Annotated in this window: 22 protein-coding genes; 7 read left to right on the top strand and 15 right to left on the bottom strand. The window is 41.3% G+C overall.

What is annotated here, in order from left to right:
* Positions 1-15: 15 nt before the first annotated feature.
* The 5 genes from B9T29_RS13015 to B9T29_RS13035 all read right to left on the bottom strand — a co-directional run bounded on the left by B9T29_RS13015 (position 16) and on the right by B9T29_RS13035 (position 4682).
* The gene (locus B9T29_RS13015; protein WP_086176326.1) at positions 16-792 is read right to left on the bottom strand and encodes a M48 family metallopeptidase; all 777 of its coding nucleotides are present in this window, start codon (positions 790-792) and stop codon (positions 16-18) included.
* Positions 793-905: 113 nt separating this feature from the next.
* Complete coding sequence (locus B9T29_RS13020) at positions 906-1214, bottom strand: hypothetical protein (protein ID WP_086176327.1); 309 nt, start codon at positions 1212-1214, stop codon at positions 906-908.
* Positions 1215-1404: 190 nt separating this feature from the next.
* Complete coding sequence (locus tag B9T29_RS13025; protein ID WP_086176328.1) at positions 1405-2724, bottom strand: adenylosuccinate synthase; 1320 nt, start codon at positions 2722-2724, stop codon at positions 1405-1407.
* 70 nt (positions 2725-2794) lie between these two features.
* Positions 2795-3961, bottom strand: a complete 1167-nt coding sequence (locus B9T29_RS13030) for an ATP phosphoribosyltransferase regulatory subunit (RefSeq protein WP_086176329.1) — start codon at positions 3959-3961, stop codon at positions 2795-2797.
* A gap of 265 nt (positions 3962-4226) precedes the next feature.
* Positions 4227-4682, bottom strand: coding sequence for an Lrp/AsnC family transcriptional regulator (locus B9T29_RS13035; protein ID WP_086176330.1), 456 nt, complete (start codon positions 4680-4682; stop codon positions 4227-4229).
* 146 nt (positions 4683-4828) lie between these two features.
* Between B9T29_RS13035 and B9T29_RS13040 the strand changes: the two genes are divergently transcribed.
* Positions 4829-5575, top strand: a complete 747-nt coding sequence (locus tag B9T29_RS13040) for an AzlC family ABC transporter permease (RefSeq protein ID WP_086176331.1) — start codon at positions 4829-4831, stop codon at positions 5573-5575.
* Complete coding sequence (locus tag B9T29_RS13045; protein ID WP_086176332.1) at positions 5572-5871, top strand: AzlD family protein; 300 nt, start codon at positions 5572-5574, stop codon at positions 5869-5871. Before B9T29_RS13040 ends, B9T29_RS13045 begins: the two co-directional genes overlap by 4 nt.
* Positions 5872-5894: 23 nt before the next feature.
* Here the strand turns inward: B9T29_RS13045 and B9T29_RS13050 are convergent, their stop codons facing one another.
* Both B9T29_RS13050 and B9T29_RS13055 read right to left on the bottom strand, forming a co-directional pair.
* Entirely contained in the window at positions 5895-6209 is a 315-nt protein-coding gene (locus B9T29_RS13050; RefSeq protein WP_086176333.1) for a hypothetical protein, read from the bottom strand.
* A 396-nt stretch (positions 6210-6605) separates the two neighbouring features.
* Complete coding sequence (locus B9T29_RS13055; RefSeq protein ID WP_086176334.1) at positions 6606-7631, bottom strand: type I glyceraldehyde-3-phosphate dehydrogenase; 1026 nt, start codon at positions 7629-7631, stop codon at positions 6606-6608.
* 422 nt (positions 7632-8053) lie between these two features.
* Here B9T29_RS13055 and alaS point away from each other — a divergent pair, with 422 nt between their 5' ends.
* The 3 genes from alaS to csrA all read left to right on the top strand — a co-directional run bounded on the left by alaS (position 8054) and on the right by csrA (position 12604).
* Complete coding sequence (gene alaS / locus B9T29_RS13060) at positions 8054-10747, top strand: alanine--tRNA ligase (protein ID WP_171264056.1); 2694 nt, start codon at positions 8054-8056, stop codon at positions 10745-10747.
* A gap of 66 nt (positions 10748-10813) precedes the next feature.
* Positions 10814-12094, top strand: coding sequence for an aspartate kinase (locus B9T29_RS13065; RefSeq protein WP_086176336.1), 1281 nt, complete (start codon positions 10814-10816; stop codon positions 12092-12094).
* A 246-nt stretch (positions 12095-12340) separates the two neighbouring features.
* On the top strand, positions 12341-12604 hold the full coding sequence (gene csrA, locus B9T29_RS13070) for a carbon storage regulator CsrA (protein WP_067723263.1): 264 nt from the start codon (positions 12341-12343) through the stop codon (positions 12602-12604).
* Between the two features lie 71 nt (positions 12605-12675).
* Here csrA and rnhB read toward each other — a convergent pair whose 3' ends face one another.
* Together rnhB and B9T29_RS13080 are read right to left on the bottom strand one after the other, a co-directional pair.
* Positions 12676-13248 (bottom strand): ribonuclease HII, encoded by a 573-nt coding sequence (gene rnhB, locus B9T29_RS13075; RefSeq protein ID WP_086176377.1) that lies wholly within the window; start codon positions 13246-13248, stop codon positions 12676-12678.
* 74 nt (positions 13249-13322) lie between these two features.
* Positions 13323-13709: a hypothetical protein gene (locus tag B9T29_RS13080; RefSeq protein ID WP_086176337.1), complete on the bottom strand. Its 387-nt coding sequence runs from the start codon at positions 13707-13709 to the stop codon at positions 13323-13325.
* Between the two features lie 237 nt (positions 13710-13946).
* Between B9T29_RS13080 and B9T29_RS13085 the strand changes: the two genes are divergently transcribed.
* Positions 13947-14501, top strand: a complete 555-nt coding sequence (locus B9T29_RS13085; protein WP_086176338.1) for a cytochrome b — start codon at positions 13947-13949, stop codon at positions 14499-14501.
* Positions 14502-14580: 79 nt separating this feature from the next.
* On the opposite strand, the gene B9T29_RS13090 is transcribed toward B9T29_RS13085, so the two are convergent.
* The 5 genes from B9T29_RS13090 to yaaA form a co-directional block, all read right to left on the bottom strand.
* Entirely contained in the window at positions 14581-14940 is a 360-nt protein-coding gene (locus tag B9T29_RS13090) for a hypothetical protein (RefSeq protein ID WP_086176339.1), read from the bottom strand.
* Positions 14941-15025: 85 nt separating this feature from the next.
* Positions 15026-16027 (bottom strand): adenosine deaminase, encoded by a 1002-nt coding sequence (locus B9T29_RS13095; protein WP_086176340.1) that lies wholly within the window; start codon positions 16025-16027, stop codon positions 15026-15028.
* An 80-nt stretch (positions 16028-16107) separates the two neighbouring features.
* Positions 16108-17430, bottom strand: coding sequence for an NCS2 family permease (locus tag B9T29_RS13100; protein WP_086176341.1), 1323 nt, complete (start codon positions 17428-17430; stop codon positions 16108-16110).
* A 377-nt stretch (positions 17431-17807) separates the two neighbouring features.
* A complete protein-coding gene (locus B9T29_RS13105) occupies positions 17808-18038 on the bottom strand; it encodes a hypothetical protein (protein WP_086176342.1) in 231 nt (76 codons plus the stop codon).
* 145 nt (positions 18039-18183) lie between these two features.
* A complete protein-coding gene (gene yaaA, locus B9T29_RS13110; RefSeq protein WP_086176343.1) occupies positions 18184-18966 on the bottom strand; it encodes a peroxide stress protein YaaA in 783 nt (260 codons plus the stop codon).
* Positions 18967-19091: 125 nt separating this feature from the next.
* Here yaaA and B9T29_RS13115 point away from each other — a divergent pair, with 125 nt between their 5' ends.
* A complete protein-coding gene (locus tag B9T29_RS13115; RefSeq protein WP_086176344.1) occupies positions 19092-19724 on the top strand; it encodes an alpha/beta hydrolase in 633 nt (210 codons plus the stop codon).
* A 111-nt stretch (positions 19725-19835) separates the two neighbouring features.
* On the opposite strand, the gene B9T29_RS13120 is transcribed toward B9T29_RS13115, so the two are convergent.
* Positions 19836-20213 carry a hypothetical protein gene (locus tag B9T29_RS13120; RefSeq protein ID WP_086176345.1) on the bottom strand — a complete coding sequence of 126 codons (378 nt, stop codon included), beginning with the start codon at positions 20211-20213 and terminating at the stop codon, positions 19836-19838.
* Positions 20214-20263: the final 50 nt, after the last annotated feature.

The raw sequence follows: 20263 nt of genomic DNA on the forward strand, positions 1-20263 counted from the left end.
ATGAGCTACAAACAATTAACGTCTGTTATAAACTGCTTGAGCTGCTGGCAAGTTTTTACGCATTGCATCAATACGCTGTGCATTTGACGGGTGAGTAGACAAGAATGATGCACCACCTGCACCTTCCAACTTGTTCATTTTTTCCCAAAGCGTAATTGCCGCTTGCGGATTATAACCTGCACGCGCCATGAGCATTAAACCACCTTGGTCAGCACGGCTTTCAAGACTGCGTGAATATGGCAAGCCCACACCCACCTGTGCACCTAACTGTGCTGCTGCAGCACCGAGCTGTCCTACGTTATTGCCCGCATAGCCTAGACCAATATTTAAAGCCAAATCCGTTAACGCCTGTGCACCAATTTTCTGTTTAGAATGCTCTTCTAAAGCATGCACCATCTCGTGACCCATCACCGCAGCAATTTCTGCATCAGTCAGGTTGAGTTTATTCACGATACCGGTATAAAACACGACCTTACCGCCTGGTGCTACATATGCATTAATTTGATCTGACTTTAGAACTGCCAGTTGCCAGTCAAACTTCTGACCTGTCTGGTTAATTTGGTCACCATAAGATTTTAGACGTAAAAATACCGAATTGATGCGTTTATACGTAGATGATGACGTATCCAAGGTTTTATTTGCGTTTGCTTCCTGAACAGTTTTATTAAAGCCTTGAGCAGCCGTCACATTTAATGTGGATGAATCTGCCCCAGCCATATCTGCTACAGTAGTACAACCCGAGAAAGTGATTACACTAGCTGCACACAAACTTAACATCAGCTTGCTGTTCATTATAATAATCTCCACCTTAAAAATAGATATCTCTTTTCTAAAGATTATATGGAATAGTCAATAATCTTTAAATTAATATTCTCTCCACAATCATATCATTTATGTAAACAGGCTTATTTAAGAAATTGAAAACTAAGCCAATAAATTAGACATAAAATATTCAGTCCCAAATATATCTGGCAAAGTGGTTTAATTTTCTGTTCCAGTTGTTCGTTTTTACGCTTCAAAAATAAAATTGCATTTTGGATCAGTACAATCGGAACCAAAATACAGGCAATAATGACGCTTAATCCAATAAAAGCCGCATTAATAATGGCCGGATCTTGAGTTTGTGCCTGTATCACCAGCATGGCAATGGTCGGAGCCCCACCCATTGCAAACAGTAATGAATAAAACATCGTTGCTGATATATTTTTATGCATCATGCATAACCTTGGATTTATTTTATATTTTTTATTCTAACAAGAGCCCCTAAATTAAACAGTATGCACGGATGCAACTTTAGTCTGGCGAAAATTATCTCCACGCCCTTCTATTTTATATTTTTCAAATCAAATTCCATAAAAAAGCCCCGCATATAGCGAGGCTTTTCAATCAATTTAATGCTTGAAATTAAGCATCAAATGGGTGGCGAAGAACGATCGTTTCTTCACGGTCTGGACCAGTTGAAATGATGTCGATTGGACATTCAATCAGTTGCTCAAGACGTTTCACATAGTTAATTGCAGCTTGTGGCAATTGATCGAGTGATTTAGCACCGAAAGTAGATTCAGACCAGCCTGGCATAGTTTCATAGATCGGTTTTAAAGTTTCGAATGCAAGCGCATCAGAAGAACCTACACAACCAGAATCAGCTGCTTCGTAACCTACACAGATTTTCACTTCTTCCAAACCGTCAAGAACGTCAAGTTTAGTTAAGCAAATACCAGAAAGTGAGTTTACTTCTACAGAACGGCGTAGAATTTCAGCATCGAACCAACCACAACGACGTTGACGACCTGTAGATGCACCAAATTCTGAACCAACAGTACCAAGGTGTTTACCAATTGCATCACCAACATCGTTAGCAGCATCGTATACAAGTTCAGTTGGGAATGGACCAGCACCTACACGAGTTGTGTACGCTTTAGTAATACCCAATACATAGTCAAGGTGCAATGGACCAAGACCAGAACCAGAGCTTACGCCACCAGCAGTTGTGTTTGAAGATGTTACATACGGGTATGTACCATGGTCAACGTCAAGAAGTGAACCTTGCGCGCCTTCAAACATGATTTTTTTGCCGGCTTTACGGTATGCGTGAAGTTCGCCAGTCACGTCGATTACCATAGGTGCTACAACTTTGCGCCATTCGTCGCATAGTGCAAGAACATCTTCAACGTTAACTGCTTCAACGCCGAAGAATTGAGTCAACTGGAAGTTGTGGTATTCAAGAAGCTCTTCAAGTTGAGCTTTAAGATGTTCACCACCACGTACAAGATCAGCAACACGAATTGCGCGACGTGCAACTTTATCTTCGTATGCAGGACCGATACCACGACCAGTCGTACCGATTTTCGCATTACCACGCTTGATTTCACGTGCCTGGTCAAGTGCGATGTGGTGTGGAAGAATTAATGGACAGTTTGGGGAAATACGTAAACGTTCACGTACTGGCACGCCTTCTTTTTCAAGAATGTCCATCTCTTTGATTAAAGCTTCAGGTGAAAGAACAACACCGTTACCAATTAAGCAAAGTACGTTTTCACGTAAAATACCAGATGGAATGAGGTGTAATACAGTTTTCTTACCACCAACCACAAGAGTATGGCCTGCGTTGTGTCCGCCTTGATAACGAACTACCGCTGCCGCTTGATCTGTGAGCAGGTCGACGATCTTGCCTTTGCCTTCGTCGCCCCATTGGGTACCAAGTACCACAACATTCTTGCCCATAATAGCCTCATTACATCATGCTGTTAAAATAGAAAACTAAATGGCGTGACATGAACACACCATCTAGCGATTAAATTTTTTCGACAGTCCACTCGCCCGCAGCATTCACCAATTGGTGAGTCGCAAACGGAATTGAGTTTAAATCATCATTACCTAATAACTGGATAACACTTAAGCCTTGTGCACGCATAGCAGCAATCGCGTCAAGCAATGCTTTGTCTGTACCTTTAGGTGCAACAACCTTCTGAACCTGCTGAAACTGGCCTGCACTGAGTGCATACAAGTCACAAGAGAAGCCCGTTGCAGGACGTGCACGACCAAAGTGTTCACCAATACCGTCATAACGACCACCTTGAGCCAGTGGTGCTGCACGGTTCGGCGCATATACCGCATACATTAAACCAGTGTGGTAGTGATATGAACGAAGTTCTACAACATCAATACCAATATGTAAGTTTGGCCAGCGTGCCTGAATTTCAGATCGTGTGGTTTTTACTGCATCAAATGCCTGTTTAAATGCCGGGTCTGCAATAACTTCAGCACTCAGGTTAGCTTCTAAAGCATCCAAATCACTTGAATAACGACCTAATGCGTAAAAATCTGCACCAAATTTTAATTCTTGTGTAAATTCAGCCAGTTCAGGCAATGCTTTGCGTTGATAAAGATCCGAAAGCTGACTTTCTTCCGCTTTGGTTAAACCAGCATGTTTAACCAAACTACGGAATAAACCGACATGACCTAAATCCAGATGGATGCCATCCACAAAGCTTGCAGTTTTTAATAAGTTGAGCATCACGTCAATCATTTCGACGTCAGCATCAATACTGTCTGAACCAAAAAGTTCCGCACCCAATTGCAGCGGTGCACGCGTGGTATTAAAACCTTGAGGTTTGGTGTGTAAAACCGTGCCAGCATAGCAATAACGCGCTACGCCTTCGACTGGATGTACATGCGCATCGATACGGGCCACTTGTGGTGTCATATCGGCACGCACACCAAGCAAACGGCCAGAGAGTTGGTCGATTACTTTAAAAGTGGCTAAGTCTAAATCTTGATTCGATTCTGAGAGAGAAGAAAGAGATTCGATGTATTCGATAAATGGCGTGTACACCAGCTGATAACCTCGAGATGCGAGGAAATCTAATGCTTCACGGCGCAAAGCTTCAATTACTTGCGCTTGTTCTGGTAATACATCAGCTACACCATCAGGTAATAACCATGTCTCTGAAATGGGCATGTTGTAAACCTAAATACTTGTCAGCGCGGAAGTAATCCGCATAAAAAAATCGGGAGCACACCCGATTTCTCCTAGTCTAGCACGATCACTTTAGCAGTGCACATGACTTTTTGCAGATTTGTTCGATTTTTACCAACTAATTAATAGCGTTTGAAAACTGAATAACCAGAATCATTACCGATTGATGAACTGGCATGCAAATTCGGTGGTGACCATGAGTTTTCTGAAATATAGAATGATTCTGTAACTGCAATGCAAAATGCCATTAGCCCAAAGGTAATTTAGTGGTTTGCTTGACGCTTTGTAAAGGAATTTCAGTTTTAACATTCTGAATACCTGAAATTTTATTCAAGTGATTGATTTGGAATTTACGATAAGCTTCCAAGTCAGACACCACAATCCTTAAAAAGAAGTCACAATCCCCTGCCATCAGCTGGCATTCAACAATTTCCGGATTATCCATAATGGCATCGATAAATTGATTAACCGTTGCTTCATCCTGACCTTTTAACCAGATCCGGGCAAAAACCGTTAAACCCAGCTGCATCTTTTGCAGATTCAGCAAGGCCACATACTTTTCAATAATACCATCATTTTCCAGCTGCTTTACCCGACGTAAACAAGGTGATGGCGACAAACCAACAATCTGTGCCAATTCATTATTTTGTAGCTTTCCATTGCGCTGTAAAGCTTGAAGTATGCGTTTATCTGTTTGATTCATTTTACTCTTAGCATTTAATGCTGTATATCCTAATAATCTAGCAATTTTATAGCAAATTAAACACATATCAGGCTAAATTGAACGCCAAATTCCACAACTTTCTTTCTAAAATACTTTTTTTCAGTTTTGACCATACGGACAAAGTCATGTTGATGTTTAGAAATACCACGACAGACACAGCCTCATCGCAAAATGCTGTTGAATTTAAACGTGGTGTCAAAACATCAGTGCCCCTGTTGCTGGGAATTATCCCTTTTGCCTTAGTCTTGGGGGCACAGGCAACGCAAAAAGGCTTTTCTACTCTCGAAGTGCCTTTACTGACCGGTCTGAATTTTGCCGGCGGTTCCGAATTTGCCATATTAGAAATGTGGAGCAATCCCCCTAACATTCTCATACTGATGTTCATTACCTTTTTAGTAAATAGCCGGCATTTACTGATGGGTGCGAGTCTTGTTCCTTATTTGCGTCATTTGCCCAACAAAACCGTTTTTCCAGCCCTGTTTTTTATGGTGGATGAAAGCTGGGCTGTAAGTTTGGCAGATGCACAAAAAAAACAAAGCCAGTTGGGATATCAGCGTGCATTTAGCATGATGTTTTATGCCGGACTTTGTTTTGCCCTCTACCTGATGTGGGTCGGCTTTACCTCATTAGGTGCAGTTATTGGGCCAGTATTGGGTGACATTAGCCGTTTCGGTTTCGACATGGCCTTTCCTGCGGTTTTTTTAGTGTTATTACGTAGCATGTGGAAAGGCATTCGGGCTGCACGCCCATGGTTGGTGAGCTTAATCACTGCCGCACTGGCTCATTTATATTTGCCTTCAGGCTGGTATGTCCCCATAGGTGCAATCTGCGGCATTGTTTCAGCCTTCTTTTTAATCGGAGATGAAGCATGATTGATTCAGCCACTTTCATTGCCATCCTCTTTATTGCTGCAACCACCTATCTGACGCGTATTCTAGGCTATGTTTTACTCAAGAATAGAACGCTCACAAATAAGCAACGCCAAATTATGCAGGTTGTGCCTGGCTGCGTGCTGATCTCGGTCATTGCACCGTATTTTGTTAAAGACAACCCTGCAGATATGATTGCAATTGTCATTACCCTGCTTGCAGCATCGCGTTTTTCTTTATTGCCTACGGTGGCGATAAGCATGGCATCTGCCGCAGTTTTAAGAATGCTGCTGATATAAAGTAAATTCGTAAGAAATTATAGCTATAGCAAGGGTTTATCGGCAGAACTGACTTTTGCCAATATCCCGACCAATTCAGCATTTTGTGATTCAACCTGACTCAGTTTAGTCGTGGTCTTCTCAATCACTTCTTGCTGAATATGCATTTTCTTTGCCAGATCCTGCATAATTTCCAGGGTTTTTTTAAGATTTTCTTCCAGATGAATCACTTTTGTTTCCAATTGCTGATTCAACTGAATTTCACTGAGAGCAGCACCTTGATTGGTAAATTGTGCCCAAATCAAAAAGATCACCGCTACGGCTAAAAGGAAAATGAATCCCCATATAAATATCAACATAAGTGTGCTGCCCGTGTTAGTGATTCATGACTGATTCTTGCCGTGAATCAATGAGTTAAATTTAAAAAAGCTTATAATTTTCAAAAAGATTATAAAATTAACCGTACTGGAATTGTATTTATTATAAGCATTATTATGCGTCGACTTCGAGTCGCTAATCTACTGCCACTTCTCAATAATCTGATAATAAATGAAACTCCATGGCAGTCTATTCATCCTACTCAAGGCAAGATCTTTACTCAACAATAAATCGACCATTCGAACAAATTAATAATAATTGAGTTACAGGTCTCACTATTTACACCCACACACTATGCAATTCGATCACTTTTAAAAGTAGCAAGATGAAAAAACTCATCTCACTCACAATCATCTTTAAATAAAGGCTTGGATTATTTATCGGGTAAATGACTCACATAAATCCAGCAAGCGATTGGCATAACCCCATTCGTTGTCATACCAGGCAAAAACTTTGGCCTGATGTCCAACCACCATGGTTTGGCTCAAATCCACAATCAACGAATAAGGCGAATGATTAAAATCGGATGAAACCAGCGGTTCATCAGTGACATCCATAATTTCCGCATACTCCTGACGCGCCGACTTGATCAATATCTCATTAATTTTATGGGCGGTAATATGCGACTGTGCAACAAAAGTGAGGTCAATGGCAGCAACATTAATAGTCGGTACACGTATGGAATATCCATCTATCCGTTCTTCCATTTTCGGCATCACCCGTTTTAATGCAGCCAGTGCCGAAGATGTGGTAGGGATAATATTGTGACCTGAAGCACGGGCACGACGTAAATCACGGTGTGCATGATCCAATACCGATTGATCTGCCGTCACTGCATGGATTTCTGTCATTAGTGCTGTATCAATGCCAAAAGCATCATCAATAATTTTAACTAAAGGAACCAAGGCTTGTGTGGTACAGGATACACTGGAAATAATCTGGTCTGTGGCTTTAACTTCGTGATGGTTTACCCCATACACAATGGCCGCATCCACACTGTCAAAAGGTGCAGCGCCAATAATAACCCGTTTTGCGCCTGCGCTAATATGGCCTGTTGCTGCTGCACGCGAACGGAATAAACCGGTACACTCCAGCACCACGTCAATATTCAAATCATTCCAAGGCAGGCTTTCAGGCTGTTGCTGACAAAAGACCTGTACTTTTAATTGCGCCAGTCCGGCCGAAATATGTAAAAAAATCTGCTCATCTTGCAAAAGTACTTCGACCTTGCCCTTAAAGCGGCCATGCGTGCTGTCGTATTTGAATAAGTGAACCAGCGTCTCTACATCTGCAATATCGTTAATGGCCACGATATCAAAATGAAAATCTTTAGGATTTTCAAACCAAGCCCGTAATACATTGCGACCAATTCGCCCGAAACCATTAATGGCTACTCGTTGCATTAGATATCCTTAACTCTTGGGTAGATGTAAACACCGCTCTATGTTAATGGATTTTAACCAGATACCGATACCATTTCTGCTGGTGTATTTATGAAATATCTAAGCAATAAGGGTTTCAGCCTGCTTATTTTGCCTCAAATTTTATTAAGACCAGTCTACTTCAAAATATTTACTTCACTTTTCATTTATTTTATATCTTATGCCTATACCTGCATTTAGCTTATAAATTGAATGTAAGAAACCTAAATACAGCTTAAATAGAATTGTGATTAATTCGCCTGAAAGTGATTGGTGCATGCGGCTTTTTCCGTTATACTTTAGCGTTTTAAAATTTTAAGCCAGTATCTCAAGCCAGCTTTATAAAAGTAAGACTTGCTTGACATGCTATTAGCCAAATACAAGATTTATGGAGTGACTTGGTTGTGAGTACTCGTTTTATGACATCAGCTGAAATTCGCGAAGCTTTTTTAAGCTATTTTGAATCGCAAGGGCATACACGTGTCGCGTCGAGTTCTCTGGTTCCTGCCAACGACCCAACATTATTGTTCACCAACGCTGGTATGAACCAGTTCAAAGACTGCTTCCTCGGTCTTGAAAAACGTGATTATGTTCGCGCAACATCTTCACAAAAATGTGTACGTGCCGGTGGTAAACACAACGACTTAGACAACGTTGGTTATACTGCACGTCACCATACCTTTTTTGAAATGTTAGGTAACTTCTCTTTTGGTGACTACTTCAAGCGTGATGCCATCAAATTTGCCTGGGATTTCTTAACTGGCGATAAATGGTTAGCGCTGCCTAAAGATAAACTCTATGCCACTGTTTACCACACAGATGATGAAGCATTTGACATCTGGAATAAAGAAATTGGTCTAGATGCTAGCCGCATTATCCGCATTGGCGATAACAAAGGCGAAAAATACGCATCAGATAACTTCTGGGCTATGGGTGACACTGGTCCTTGTGGTCCATGTTCTGAAATTTTCTTTGACCATGGCGAGCACATCTGGGGTGGCTTACCGGGTACTCCTGAAGAAGATGGCGACCGTTTCATTGAAATTTGGAACAACGTATTTATGCAGTTCAACCGTACTGCTGATGGCGTGCTTCACCCTCTTCCAGCGCCTTCTGTAGATACAGGTATGGGCTTAGAACGTATTTCTGCAGTTCTACAACATGTGAACTCAAACTACGAAATCGATCTATTCCAGCATGTATTAAAAGGTGCTGCTGAAATCATTGGTCTAGATACCACTGAAATTGAAGCTGCTGCAAAAGCTGCAAACAAACCAGTGGAATACCCTGCTTCTCTTAAAGTAGTTGCCGATCATGCACGCTCATGCTGCTTCCTGATTGCAGATGGCGTGAACCCTTCTAACGAAGGACGTGGTTATGTGCTACGTCGTATCATCCGCCGCGCAGTTCGTCACGGTAACAAATTGGGTGCGACTGGTTCATTCTTCTACAAAATGTTGCAACCTTTGATTGATGTGATGGGTGCTGCATATCCTGAACTTGCGGCTAACCAGGCACGTATCGAAGCACAGCTTCTGAAAGAAGAAGAACAATTTGCTAAAACACTTGAGCAAGGTTTGAAATTGCTTGAAGGCGAATTGGCGCAATTGAAAGGTTCAATGATTCCGGGCGCAACAGTATTCAAACTGTACGATACTTACGGCTTCCCGACTGACTTGACTGCTGACATCGCACGCGAACGTGACCTCACTATTGATGAAGCTGGTTTTGAAGTTGAAATGGCTGCACAACGTCAACGTGCACGTGATGCAGGTAAATTTACCATCGACTACAACAGCATTGTAAAAGTTGAAGATGAAACCCAGTTTGAAGGTTATGAAGCCACTCAAGCCCAAGGTCAAATTGTTGCAATCTACAAAGATGGCAAACAGGTTGAAGAAGTTCATGAAGGCGACGAAGCGCTGATTGTATTGAACCAAACGCCTTTCTATGCAGAAAGCGGTGGTCAGATCGGTGATACAGGGATCTTCAAAAATGATACCGGTATCTTCGAAGTTCAGGATACCAAGAAATCTGGTGGCGCTTTTGTTCACCAAGGTATCGTGACCATGGGTAGCTTAAAAGCCACTCAATCTGTTGAAGCTATTGTAAAAGCAGACATTCGTGAAGCAACTGCACGCAACCACTCTGCAACTCACTTGTTGCATGCTGCCCTTCGCCAAGTGCTCGGCGCACATGTACAACAAAAAGGCTCATTGGTTGCTTCTGACATCTTACGCTTTGACTTTGCCAATGATCAGCCGGTAACTTTCGAACAGCTACAACAAGTTGAACGTATTGTAAACCGTGAAGTGATTGCCAACACTGCTGTTTCTACTGAACTTTTAGACATCGAAGCTGCCAAAGAAAAAGGCGCGATGATGTTGTTCGGTGAAAAATATGGTGACGAAGTTCGTGTACTTTCTATGGGTTCAATCAAGGAGGAGAAAAACTTCTCGATTGAACTGTGTGGTGGTATTCACGTTAAACGCACCGGTGATATCGGTCTGTTTAAAATCACTTCTGAAGGTGGTGTTGCCGCAGGTGTACGTCGTATTGAAGCGGTAACCGGTACTAAAGCGGTTGAAGTCGTACAAAAAGCGGATAGCGATATTCAGCACATCAACAGCGTGTTAAAAGCACAAAAAGATCAAACGATTGAAAAAGTTGAAGCAATTGTTGAAACTGCACATCAATTGCAAAAACAGATTGAGCAGTTGAACCAAAAATTGGCGAACTTCCAGGCAGCTGAACTTTTAAGCCAAGTTCAAACTATTGCTGGTCGTTCAACACTTATTACCACTGTTCAAGGTATGGATGCAAAATCGCTTCGTAACCTGCATGACGGTGTGAAGTCTAAATTAGACAACGCAGTGATTGTTCTTGCAGCTGTAGAGGGCGACAAAGTTAGCCTTCTTGCTTCTGTAGCAAAAGACTTTACTGCAAATATTAAAGCAGGTGACATCATCAAACACTTGGCTACCGAGCTGGGTGGTAAAGGTGGTGGTAAACCTGATTTGGCACAAGGTGGCGCGCCACTTAACGAGAAGTTTGCAACAGTGATGGCAGATTTAACTGCTTGGCTTGAAGCAAAATAAAACTTCACTTTTTGTGTAACTGATCCTGAAAAGGTAATTCAGGATCATGGCTTTTATGGAACAACTATGGCATTAATCGTTCAAAAATATGGCGGTACCTCAATGGGTACTCCCGAGCGCATTTTAAATGTTGCTCGTCGTGTAAAGCGCTGGCATGACCACGGCCACAAGGTAGTGGTTGTTGTATCAGCAATGAGTGGCGAAACCAATCGTCTGCTTGCTTTAGCGAAGGCCATTACCGAAACCCCTGATCCACGTGAATTAGACCAGATGGTGTCTACAGGTGAACAGGTTACGATTTCTATGTTAGCGATGGCGCTTAACTCCATTGGAGTAGAAGCAAAATCACTCACTGGTCGCCAGGTTGGCATTAAAACCGACAGCGCATTTAATAAAGCCCGCATTGAATCGATTGATACTGACGTATTAACTGAAAACCTCGATGCAGGCCGTGTACTTGTGGTTGCCGGTTTCCAAGGTTTTGACGAATTTGGCAACACAACCACTTTAGGTCGTGGCGGTTCAGATACTTCTGGTGTAGCACTTGCAGCTGCGCTCAAAGCGGATGAATGCCAAATTTATACAGACGTGGATGGTGTTTATACCACCGACCCACGCGTTGCACCAAAAGCGAAAAAAGTTGATCGTATTTCTTTTGAAGAAATGCTGGAAATGGCATCACTTGGTTCTAAAGTCCTGCAAATCCGTTCAGTTGAATTTGCCGGTAAATATCAGGTACCTTTACGCGTACTATCAAGCTTCGATAACGACGATGATGGCGCATTTGACGAAGACTTCAAAAACAACGTCGGAACTCTTATTACTACTGAATTGGAAGACAACATGGAACAGCCAATTATCTCTGGTATCGCGTTTAACCGTGACGAAGCAAAATTGACTATTTTGGGCGTGCCTGACCTGCCTGGCATTGCATCCAAAATCCTGGCGCCAATCGGTGCAGCGAATATCGAAGTCGACATGATCATCCAGAATGTGGAAGAAGATGGTACCACTGACTTCACTTTCACGGTCAACCGTGGTGAGTTCACTAAAGCAAAAACAATTCTGGAGCAAACTGCGAAAGAAATTGGTGCACGTGAAGTTGCGACTCGTTCAGACATCGTTAAAGTATCGATCGTAGGTGTAGGTATGCGCTCGCATGCTGGCGTGGCCAGCAAAATGTTTACTGCTCTAGCTGAAGAAGGCATTAACATCTTGATGATTTCAACTTCAGAAATCAAAATTTCTGTGATCATTGAAGAAAATTATTTAGAACTTGCTGTACGCACTCTTCACACGGCTTTCGGTTTAGACCGTGAATCTGGCGAATCAAGCGCGCGTGCTTAATTTGTAGTAGCAAATTTCTGATCATTGTTGAACAAAATTTGCGAAATACGACAAAAAGAACAGAGCCACTATAGTTTTTTTTATAGTGGCTCTGTTATATTTGAAACCGAGGATTTTAAAATATTAATGAAATGTATCCTGTTAAGCTTTTGAGGGATTCATTCTGTTAATATTTTATTAGTATAAGGTTGTGTTTTTTAAAATTTAAAATCAATTGCACGTTTAGCGTTTTGCAAGGAGATAAACATGCTGATTCTAACCCGACGTGTCGGTGAAACATTAATGATTGGGGATCAAGTCAGTGTAACTGTGCTTGGCGTAAAAGGTAATCAGGTTCGTATTGGCGTAAATGCTCCAAAAGAAGTATCTGTTCATCGTGAAGAAATTTATCAACGAATTCAACATGAGCGCGCTATGCACGAACACCTGCAACACCTTGATCAGGATTATCAGCCTTCTTTTGAAGAAGATAATTTCCCACAGAATACCCAGAATGACTTTAATCGTTAAACATTTTTAAAGATTGTTCTAATAAAGCGGCTATATAGCCGCTTTAAATTTATCTACTCTACGGGTTATTTCTATTCCAGCAAGGCCAAAGCCTTTTTAACCGGTGCATAACTACGGCGATGCTGATCAATCACACCATGTTCAGCAATGGCTTCAAAATGGGCTTTGGTTGGATAACCCTTGTGTTTGGCAAAACCAAAGTGCGGATATTGCTGATCCAGCACCACCATTTCACGGTCACGGGTTACTTTTGCCAGAATACTGGCTGCAGAAATTTCTGCATGCAGCGCATCCCCTCCCACCACCGCATCACAGCTCATCGCTAAGCCTTGTGGGACTTTATTACCATCAACCAGTACATGCTCTGGCTGAAGCTGCAAAGCTTCTACAGCACGGCGCATAGCCAACAAAGATGCCTGGAGAATATTGATCTCATCTATTTCTTCATGACTGGCTTCAGCAATGGCCCAGGCCAAGGCTTTCTCTTGTATTTCTATAAATAATTTTTCACGCTTTTTTTCGCTGAGTTTTTTAGAGTCATTCAAACCTTCAATCGGATTATTGGGATCTAAAATTACCGCAGCCGCAACCACAGAACCAACCAAGGGACCACGCCCCGCTTCATCTACACCCGCAATTTTCATCAACGCTTTACCTACAAAAAAAAGAGGCTGAATAACATCAGCCTCTTTTAATTTTAACACGAATTTAATCTGTATTATTTCACAGCTTCAGCAACACAAGCATTAATGGTTTTAGTCACTGCATTTGAAACAATGGTATTGCGCGCTGCCGGATCAATTGCAGCTGTAGCCAAATCGACTGCTGTTACACTTTGTGGTGCCTTGTCACTGACACAGCCACAAATTTCAGTCTGAATATTTTGTTTTTGAGTAGCAGTCATTAATTTCGTTGCATTCTGCCAAGCAGGAATAGTATTCAACTCAGTCGTACATTTCGCATTAATGGCAATTTTAATTGCAGCAGTGCCGAGCTGCTGAGTTGCTGATTGCGTAGTAGATGTTGTACCTGTAGTTGTATCCGTTGCTACACAAGCAGTTAAAGCCAAAGCGAGAGGTGCAAGTACTGCAATTAATTTTTTCACAGCTTAATCCCTGGGTATAAAATTTGTTGCACATATTTTGCCGAAACTTAGCCAAGGAAGAAATGTATATTTCAACTGAATTTTCCCCACTCATCTTGCTTGATTGAAAAACACGCAATTCTCCAGTGTTGCAAGAAATATACGCTTCGTTCTATATTCATCATTTTTAAGAATGTGTTATTTGATTAGCATACGAAGACTTTTAAAATGACATGTGGGTATATTGGTATAAATAACATGAACAACACATCACAATACTATACGCGTACAGCGCAAATGCTGCATTGGCTCATGGCTGCTATTTTTATTGCCGCATGGGGCATTGGTTTTTATAGCGGAAATTTTTTAAGTTATGAGGTCGATGGCAGCTTTAAAGGTCAGGTCATTAGCTTACATAAGAACATCGCCACCACCATTATCTTTCTGGTCCTGATTCGTATTTTTTGGCGTTATACCCACCCTGTTCCGGCACTGCCCGACAGCATGTCACCTTTTATGAAAGTCTTGGCACATCTGGGACATTTAGCCCTATACATAATGCTACTGGCACTACCGATTACCGGCTGTTTGTTTAGCTGGAGTGCGGGACATCCGGCACCAGTTTTATATTTATTTGAAATTCCACGCTTGGTACAAGAAGACCCTGACCTGTTAGCCATTGTTAAACCTGTACACATTTATTTGTCCTGGTTCGCAGGTTTACTTATCATCGGTCATATTGCAGCAGCATTAAAGCATCATTTTATTGATAAAGATAATATTTTGCGCAGCATGACCCGCCAAGCAAAATAATCTGCTCATGCCCAATAAAAAAAACCGCATTCGTGACACACCAATGCGGTTTTTTTATAGTTAAATTGAGAGCGATCCATTATTTCAAAGCGTCTTGAGCACAGCCTTTCACACTATTTATCACCGCCTGTTTAATCAGGCTATTTTTTGCCGACTCACTCATGGATGCCATAGCCAATTCTTTGGCTGAAATATCCTGCAAGGCATGTTCGCTCACGCAACCACAGATTTGTTTTTGTGCCGAATTTTGCCGTTCTGTACTCATAAAAAAAGCTGCTGATTGCCAGATTTTTGAATCATTTAATTCACTTTTGCAGCCTTGCTCAATCACAGGTTTCAGCATTTTTTGGGTTAATGACTGATTTTTATTCGTTGCAAAAACTGATACCGAACCAATCAATAAACAGATAGCAAATATCCAGCAAAAACTCTTTTTCACATTAGAACCTAATTTTTAACACCTAAGCATTCAACCGCCCCATAAATGAACCGGTTGAATCAAAATCATATTTGAGAAGACTCAATTACACCAAAGCATCAATCTCTTGAGCCCATTTTTGTTTTTCTACATCAGAAATAAAAGATGCTTCAAACGAGTTTTTAGCCAACTGCTTAAGCTCCGCATTGGTTAAATCCAGCGCTTGGGTAATGGCAATGAAATTATCATTCATGTATCCACCAAAATATGAAGGATCATCTGAATTGACTGTCACATGCACGCCTTGTTGCAATAGACGACGGATATTGTGCTGTGCCATATCCTCCACCACACAAAGCTTTAAATTACTTAAAGGACAAACGGTTAACGGCATTTTTTCGGCAATTAAACGTTGCATCAGTTTTGGATCTTCTTCAGAGCGTACCCCATGGTCCACGCGGTTCACATGCAGCAGATCCAGAGCTTGCCATACATATTCAGCAGGTCCTTCTTCACCGGCATGTGCAACCACCAAGAAACCTGCTTCACGCGCTTTGGCAAACACGCGTTCAAATTTAGCCGGTGGATGGCCGACTTCACTTGAATCCAACCCGACAGCGATAATTCGATCTTTAAATGGCAAAGCTTGCGCTAAAGTTTCAAATGCAGCTTCTTCGCTTAAATGACGCAGGAAGCACATAATCAAATGCGAGCTAATACCCAATTTGCTTTGTGCATCATCACAGGCACGTTTTAAACCCTTAATTACAGTTTCAAAAGCAATGCCACGATCGGTATGGGTTTGTGGGTCAAAGAACATTTCGCTATGCACCACTTTATCGGCAGCACATTTTTCAAAATAGGCCCAGGCCAGATCATAAAAATCCTGTTCATGAATCAGTACATTGGCACCGGCATAATAGATGTCGAGGAAAGACTGTAAATTGTGGAAGTTATACGCCTGTTTGACTTCCTCAACAGATTTATACGGAATATTAATATGATTGCGTTGAGCAATCTCGAACATAAGCTCAGGCTCAAAAGTACCTTCAATATGTACGTGTAACTCTGCTTTTGGCATCGCTTGAATCAGCTCGATTTGATTCATATCTTATCCTTATAAAACCTTTCTCTAAAAATAAAAAAGGGTGCAAACCGAGTTTACACCCTATTCTGGATGGGGGTGAATTAGCCGCCAAATACAGCAAATTTCAAGGCCCAAAGTGCAGCAACAATCCAAACCATGTAAGGTACAGTTTTCGCTTTACCTGTTAAAAGCTTGATTAATGCGTAGCTGATAAAGCCCATCGCAATACCATCGGCAATTGAATAGGTAAATGGCATGCAGACGATGGTTAAAAAAGCAGGAACGGCTTCAGTAATATCATCCCATTCAATGTTGACGATACCTTGAATCATTAACACACCCACGAACAACAATGCTGGCGCTGTAGCAAAACCTGGAACCGATTGCGCTAAAGGTGCCAGAAATAAACACAGTACAAATAACACAGCAACGACTACAGCGGTCAAACCGGTACGGCCACCTGCAGCAACACCTGCAGACGATTCAATATAAGGTGTGGTTGAAGATGTACCCAATGCCGCACCCGCCACAATTGCAGTTGAATCCGCAAAAAGTGCTTTTTTCAAGCGCGGTAATTTTCCATCTTTTAACAGGCCGGCACGATGTGAAACACCAACCAAAGTACCAGTCGAATCAAATAGGTCAACCAGGAAGAATACAAAGATGACACCCACCAAGCTCGCAGTGAATAAGCCCTGGAAGTCCATTTGCAAGAAGGTTGGAGCAATCGATGGAATGGCACCCACCACGCCCTTAAACTCGTTCAAGCCCATTGCTGTAGCAATAGCGGTAACGACCAGAATACTAATAATAATGGCACCACGGACTTTAAAATGATGCATCACCACAATCATCAGGAAGCCAAGCAAGGTCAGCAATACTGTCGGCTGTTTCAAGTCACCCAAGCCTACAAGCGTTGCCGGATTATCGACAATAATGCCTGAATTCTTTAATGCAATCAGAGCCAGGAATAAGCCAATACCCCCGCCAATCGCGAATTTCAGCGACATGGGAATGGCATTAACAATCGCTTCACGGATTTTGAACATGCTGATGGCAATAAACACCAGCCCCGAGACAAACACGGCAGCCAGTGCCGTTTGCCAAGGTATCCCCATGCCCATACATACTGAATAGGTAAAGTAAGCATTCAGCCCCATACCCGGTGCGAGCGCAATCGGATAATTTGCAACAAGTCCCATCACCAAACAGCCAATTGCGGCTGCAAGACAGGTTGCAACAAAGACAGCCCCATGATCCATACCGGTTTCGGATAAAATCATTGGATTGACAATAATGATGTAACACATGGTTAAAAAAGTGGTTACACCTGCAAGAACCTCTGTGCGAAAACTGGTTTTGTTTTCGCTAAGCTTAAATAAGCGTTCCAGCATATTCTCTGAAGATGGATTAGGAGTCGTCATGACTTTACCCCTGTAAGTAAACTTTATGCCGTGAGCACGCTATAAAATTAATGATCCGTTTCTCAAATCACCATTAAGTTTATAGATGTCCAAGCAATGGATATGCCAATATTTCCATTCAAAAACAAGTATTTTGCACAAGTTTTCACTGGCGATTAAATAGCCAAATGACAGAAACTGTAAACAAAAAAGCCGCATAACTTTTATGCAGCCTAGTTAGATAAAAAGAATCAGACACTTACAATATAAATATAATGATTCTATTAAAATCTTGGCAAATTATAACACAATGCTTTTTTATTATTTCTAAAATTTATTTTTAATTAAATTTCAATTATTTGTTAATATTTATCAAACATACAGTAAAAACTCAATCGCTAGAACTGCTTGTATTTTACCTGCGAAAGCTCTGAAGAATCTATATCTACAATTTCAACCGAGCCTAAAGCAGCATTATTCGGATTGCTATTCACTATCTTCAATGACTGATGAGCATCCTGAATCAATTGATCTACTTCCTGTCTTTTTTTCATTTGATTGTCGTGATAAACCACACACCCCAGCATAAATACTGCAAAAATAAAGATAGGAATCAATAATTTTTTCATAACAAAATTTTATTATTCAAAAAACTTTGTCTAATACTAAACAAAAGAATACACAAAACATATTGCAAAAAATATCCAAAATTACATTTATTTTTTATAAAAAATCCCGAAAATTCATCGGGATTTTTTTTACTTACTGACTCATTTAGGCGGCTTGCTGTTCATCACGCTTAAAGACCAGCTCCCCCTTCAGTGAACTTTCAGCATCATAATAATAACCATCCAGATTAAACGATTTTAAATCTTCAGCATGGTTCAACCGATTCTCAACAATATAGCGTGCCATCAAGCCACGTGCTTTTTTGGCATAAAAGCTGATCACTTTATATTTGCCATTTTTCTGGTCCAGAAACACTGGCTTAATAATTTGCGCCTTAATTTTGCCTGGTTTTACCGACTTGTAATATTCATCCGAAGCAAGATTCACCAATAGATCTGAGTGCACCTCGGCTAAATCCTGGTTAATCAAATCGGTAATGATATTGTCCCAAAAATCATAAAGATGATGACCACGTGGATTTTTAAGTTTGGTGCCCATTTCCAGACGATACGGCATCATCAAGTCCAAAGGACGTAGCAAACCATAAAGTCCAGACAACATACGCAAATGCTGCTGTGCATATGCAATATCTTGCTCACCAAGCGCATAGGCATCTAAACCTGTATATACATCGCCCTTAAAGGCAAATAAAGCCTGACGTGCATTAGAAAAGTTCAGCTCAGGCTGCCAATCATTAAAACGCTCGACATTCAACTTGGCAATTTTTTCACTCACGCTCATTAAATTGGCGATATCTGCAGCAGAAAGCTTACGACTCACATTTACAAGTTCTTGTGAATGTTCCAGCAATCTTGGCAGTGTATGTGCATCGGTTGGAAGTGCAGATTCGTAATCTAAAGTCTTGGCTGGAGAAATTAAGGCAAGCATGAATAACCTGGTCAAAAAACAATTAAACAGACTATAACAGCAGCGTTGTCTTATTTCCAATTCGTGTTTTAAATGAACATTATCGCTAAAATATCCTATTCTCCCTGTTATTTATCGGTAGTTACATGTCCGAGCAAATTTTCATACAAGGCCCTGCAGGTCAACTGGAAATTTTTGTTGATTATCCTCAAGGGAAAGTGAAAGGATTCGCGGTTGTATGTCACCCTCACCCCTTACAAGGCGGTACTCCACAGCATAAAGTGCCAGCGCTGCTTGCTCAGATGTTTCTTGAGCGCGGTTATGTCGTCTATCGTCCAAGTTTTCGCGGTTCTGGTCAAAGTGCTGGAGTACATGACGAAGGCAATGGTGAAACCAAAGATACTTTGATCGTGATTCAATACGCACGTAACCAACACTCAAACCTGCCATTTTATGCAGCTGGCTTTAGTTTTGGCGCGAATGTAATGACCAAATGCTATGCTTTGCTTCCTGTTGAACAACAACCTGTACAGACCATTTTATGTGGTTTACCGACCACAACAGTTGCAGGTGTTCGCCACTATGTAACCCCACATATTAAGGGTGATATTTTATTTATTCATGGTGAAGCAGATAATGTAACCCTGTTATCTGATCTCATTCAATGGGCTAAACCACAACGCCATTTAATTACTGTTTTACCAGGTGCAAATCATTTCTTTACCGGATATTTAAAGCAATTACGCATTGCTATCTCCCGCTTTCTTGTAGATAAATAAGCTGACAATAGCAGCATAGAGCATCCATTTATATGTGGTTTATGCATGGCTCCAAATAAAAGAGGAGGCTAAGCCCTCCTCTTGGTTTACTCATCGGGTCAAAATAAATATTTAACCTTTCCATGTAAAGCCACTAAAAGATTCATCTTCTTTTAAAGTATTTTCTACTGCTTGGGCCAATTGATTCAATAAACTTTGTTCCGTAATACGATCTAGCCAATCCTGATCTTCAGCTGGGTAAGAAGTAATCTCACAGACCAGATGCCCTTCTGCATCACGACTCTGGCAGGTGACAGATAATGGCAGGGATTGATTGTCTACACTTACCGCAACCTGATCACCACTTTGCGACAAGGTCTGGAAACCGTATTGACCCAGTTCTTTAGACAATAAATCCGCAACATATTCCTGAGTCACATGACAGTCATTCGCTTGCTGTGACACATGATTATGCTTTTCACAGTTTGCAGTAAATTGTAATTTTCTCATCTGTGTATCCAAAGACATTATTGTTGTATGGTTTTAGCATAAGCAATAAA

The sequence above is a fragment of the Acinetobacter sp. ANC 3903 genome (assembly GCF_002135315.1).
Classification (GTDB): Bacteria; Pseudomonadota; Gammaproteobacteria; order Pseudomonadales; family Moraxellaceae; genus Acinetobacter.

Coding starts and splice junctions, on each gene's coding strand:
- B9T29_RS13020 (WP_086176327.1), bottom strand. CDS start 1,214: ATGCATAAAAATATATCAGCAACGATGTTTTATTCATTACTGTTTGCA.
- B9T29_RS13100 (WP_086176341.1), bottom strand. CDS start 17,430: ATGACGACTCCTAATCCATCTTCAGAGAATATGCTGGAACGCTTATTT.
- B9T29_RS13055 (WP_086176334.1), bottom strand. CDS start 7,631: ATGCAACGAGTAGCCATTAATGGTTTCGGGCGAATTGGTCGCAATGTA.
- B9T29_RS13045 (WP_086176332.1), top strand. CDS start 5,572: ATGATTGATTCAGCCACTTTCATTGCCATCCTCTTTATTGCTGCAACC.
- B9T29_RS13035 (WP_086176330.1), bottom strand. CDS start 4,682: ATGAATCAAACAGATAAACGCATACTTCAAGCTTTACAGCGCAATGGA.
- B9T29_RS13065 (WP_086176336.1), top strand. CDS start 10,814: ATGGCATTAATCGTTCAAAAATATGGCGGTACCTCAATGGGTACTCCC.
- yaaA (WP_086176343.1), bottom strand. CDS start 18,966: ATGCTTGCCTTAATTTCTCCAGCCAAGACTTTAGATTACGAATCTGCA.
- B9T29_RS13095 (WP_086176340.1), bottom strand. CDS start 16,027: ATGAATCAAATCGAGCTGATTCAAGCGATGCCAAAAGCAGAGTTACAC.
- csrA (WP_067723263.1), top strand. CDS start 12,341: ATGCTGATTCTAACCCGACGTGTCGGTGAAACATTAATGATTGGGGAT.
- B9T29_RS13040 (WP_086176331.1), top strand. CDS start 4,829: ATGTTGATGTTTAGAAATACCACGACAGACACAGCCTCATCGCAAAAT.
- B9T29_RS13030 (WP_086176329.1), bottom strand. CDS start 3,961: ATGCCCATTTCAGAGACATGGTTATTACCTGATGGTGTAGCTGATGTA.
- rnhB (WP_086176377.1), bottom strand. CDS start 13,248: ATGAAAATTGCGGGTGTAGATGAAGCGGGGCGTGGTCCCTTGGTTGGT.
- B9T29_RS13025 (WP_086176328.1), bottom strand. CDS start 2,724: ATGGGCAAGAATGTTGTGGTACTTGGTACCCAATGGGGCGACGAAGGC.
- B9T29_RS13015 (WP_086176326.1), bottom strand. CDS start 792: ATGAACAGCAAGCTGATGTTAAGTTTGTGTGCAGCTAGTGTAATCACT.
- B9T29_RS13050 (WP_086176333.1), bottom strand. CDS start 6,209: ATGTTGATATTTATATGGGGATTCATTTTCCTTTTAGCCGTAGCGGTG.
- B9T29_RS13105 (WP_086176342.1), bottom strand. CDS start 18,038: ATGAAAAAATTATTGATTCCTATCTTTATTTTTGCAGTATTTATGCTG.
- B9T29_RS13115 (WP_086176344.1), top strand. CDS start 19,092: ATGTCCGAGCAAATTTTCATACAAGGCCCTGCAGGTCAACTGGAAATT.
- B9T29_RS13085 (WP_086176338.1), top strand. CDS start 13,947: ATGAACAACACATCACAATACTATACGCGTACAGCGCAAATGCTGCAT.
- B9T29_RS13120 (WP_086176345.1), bottom strand. CDS start 20,213: ATGAGAAAATTACAATTTACTGCAAACTGTGAAAAGCATAATCATGTG.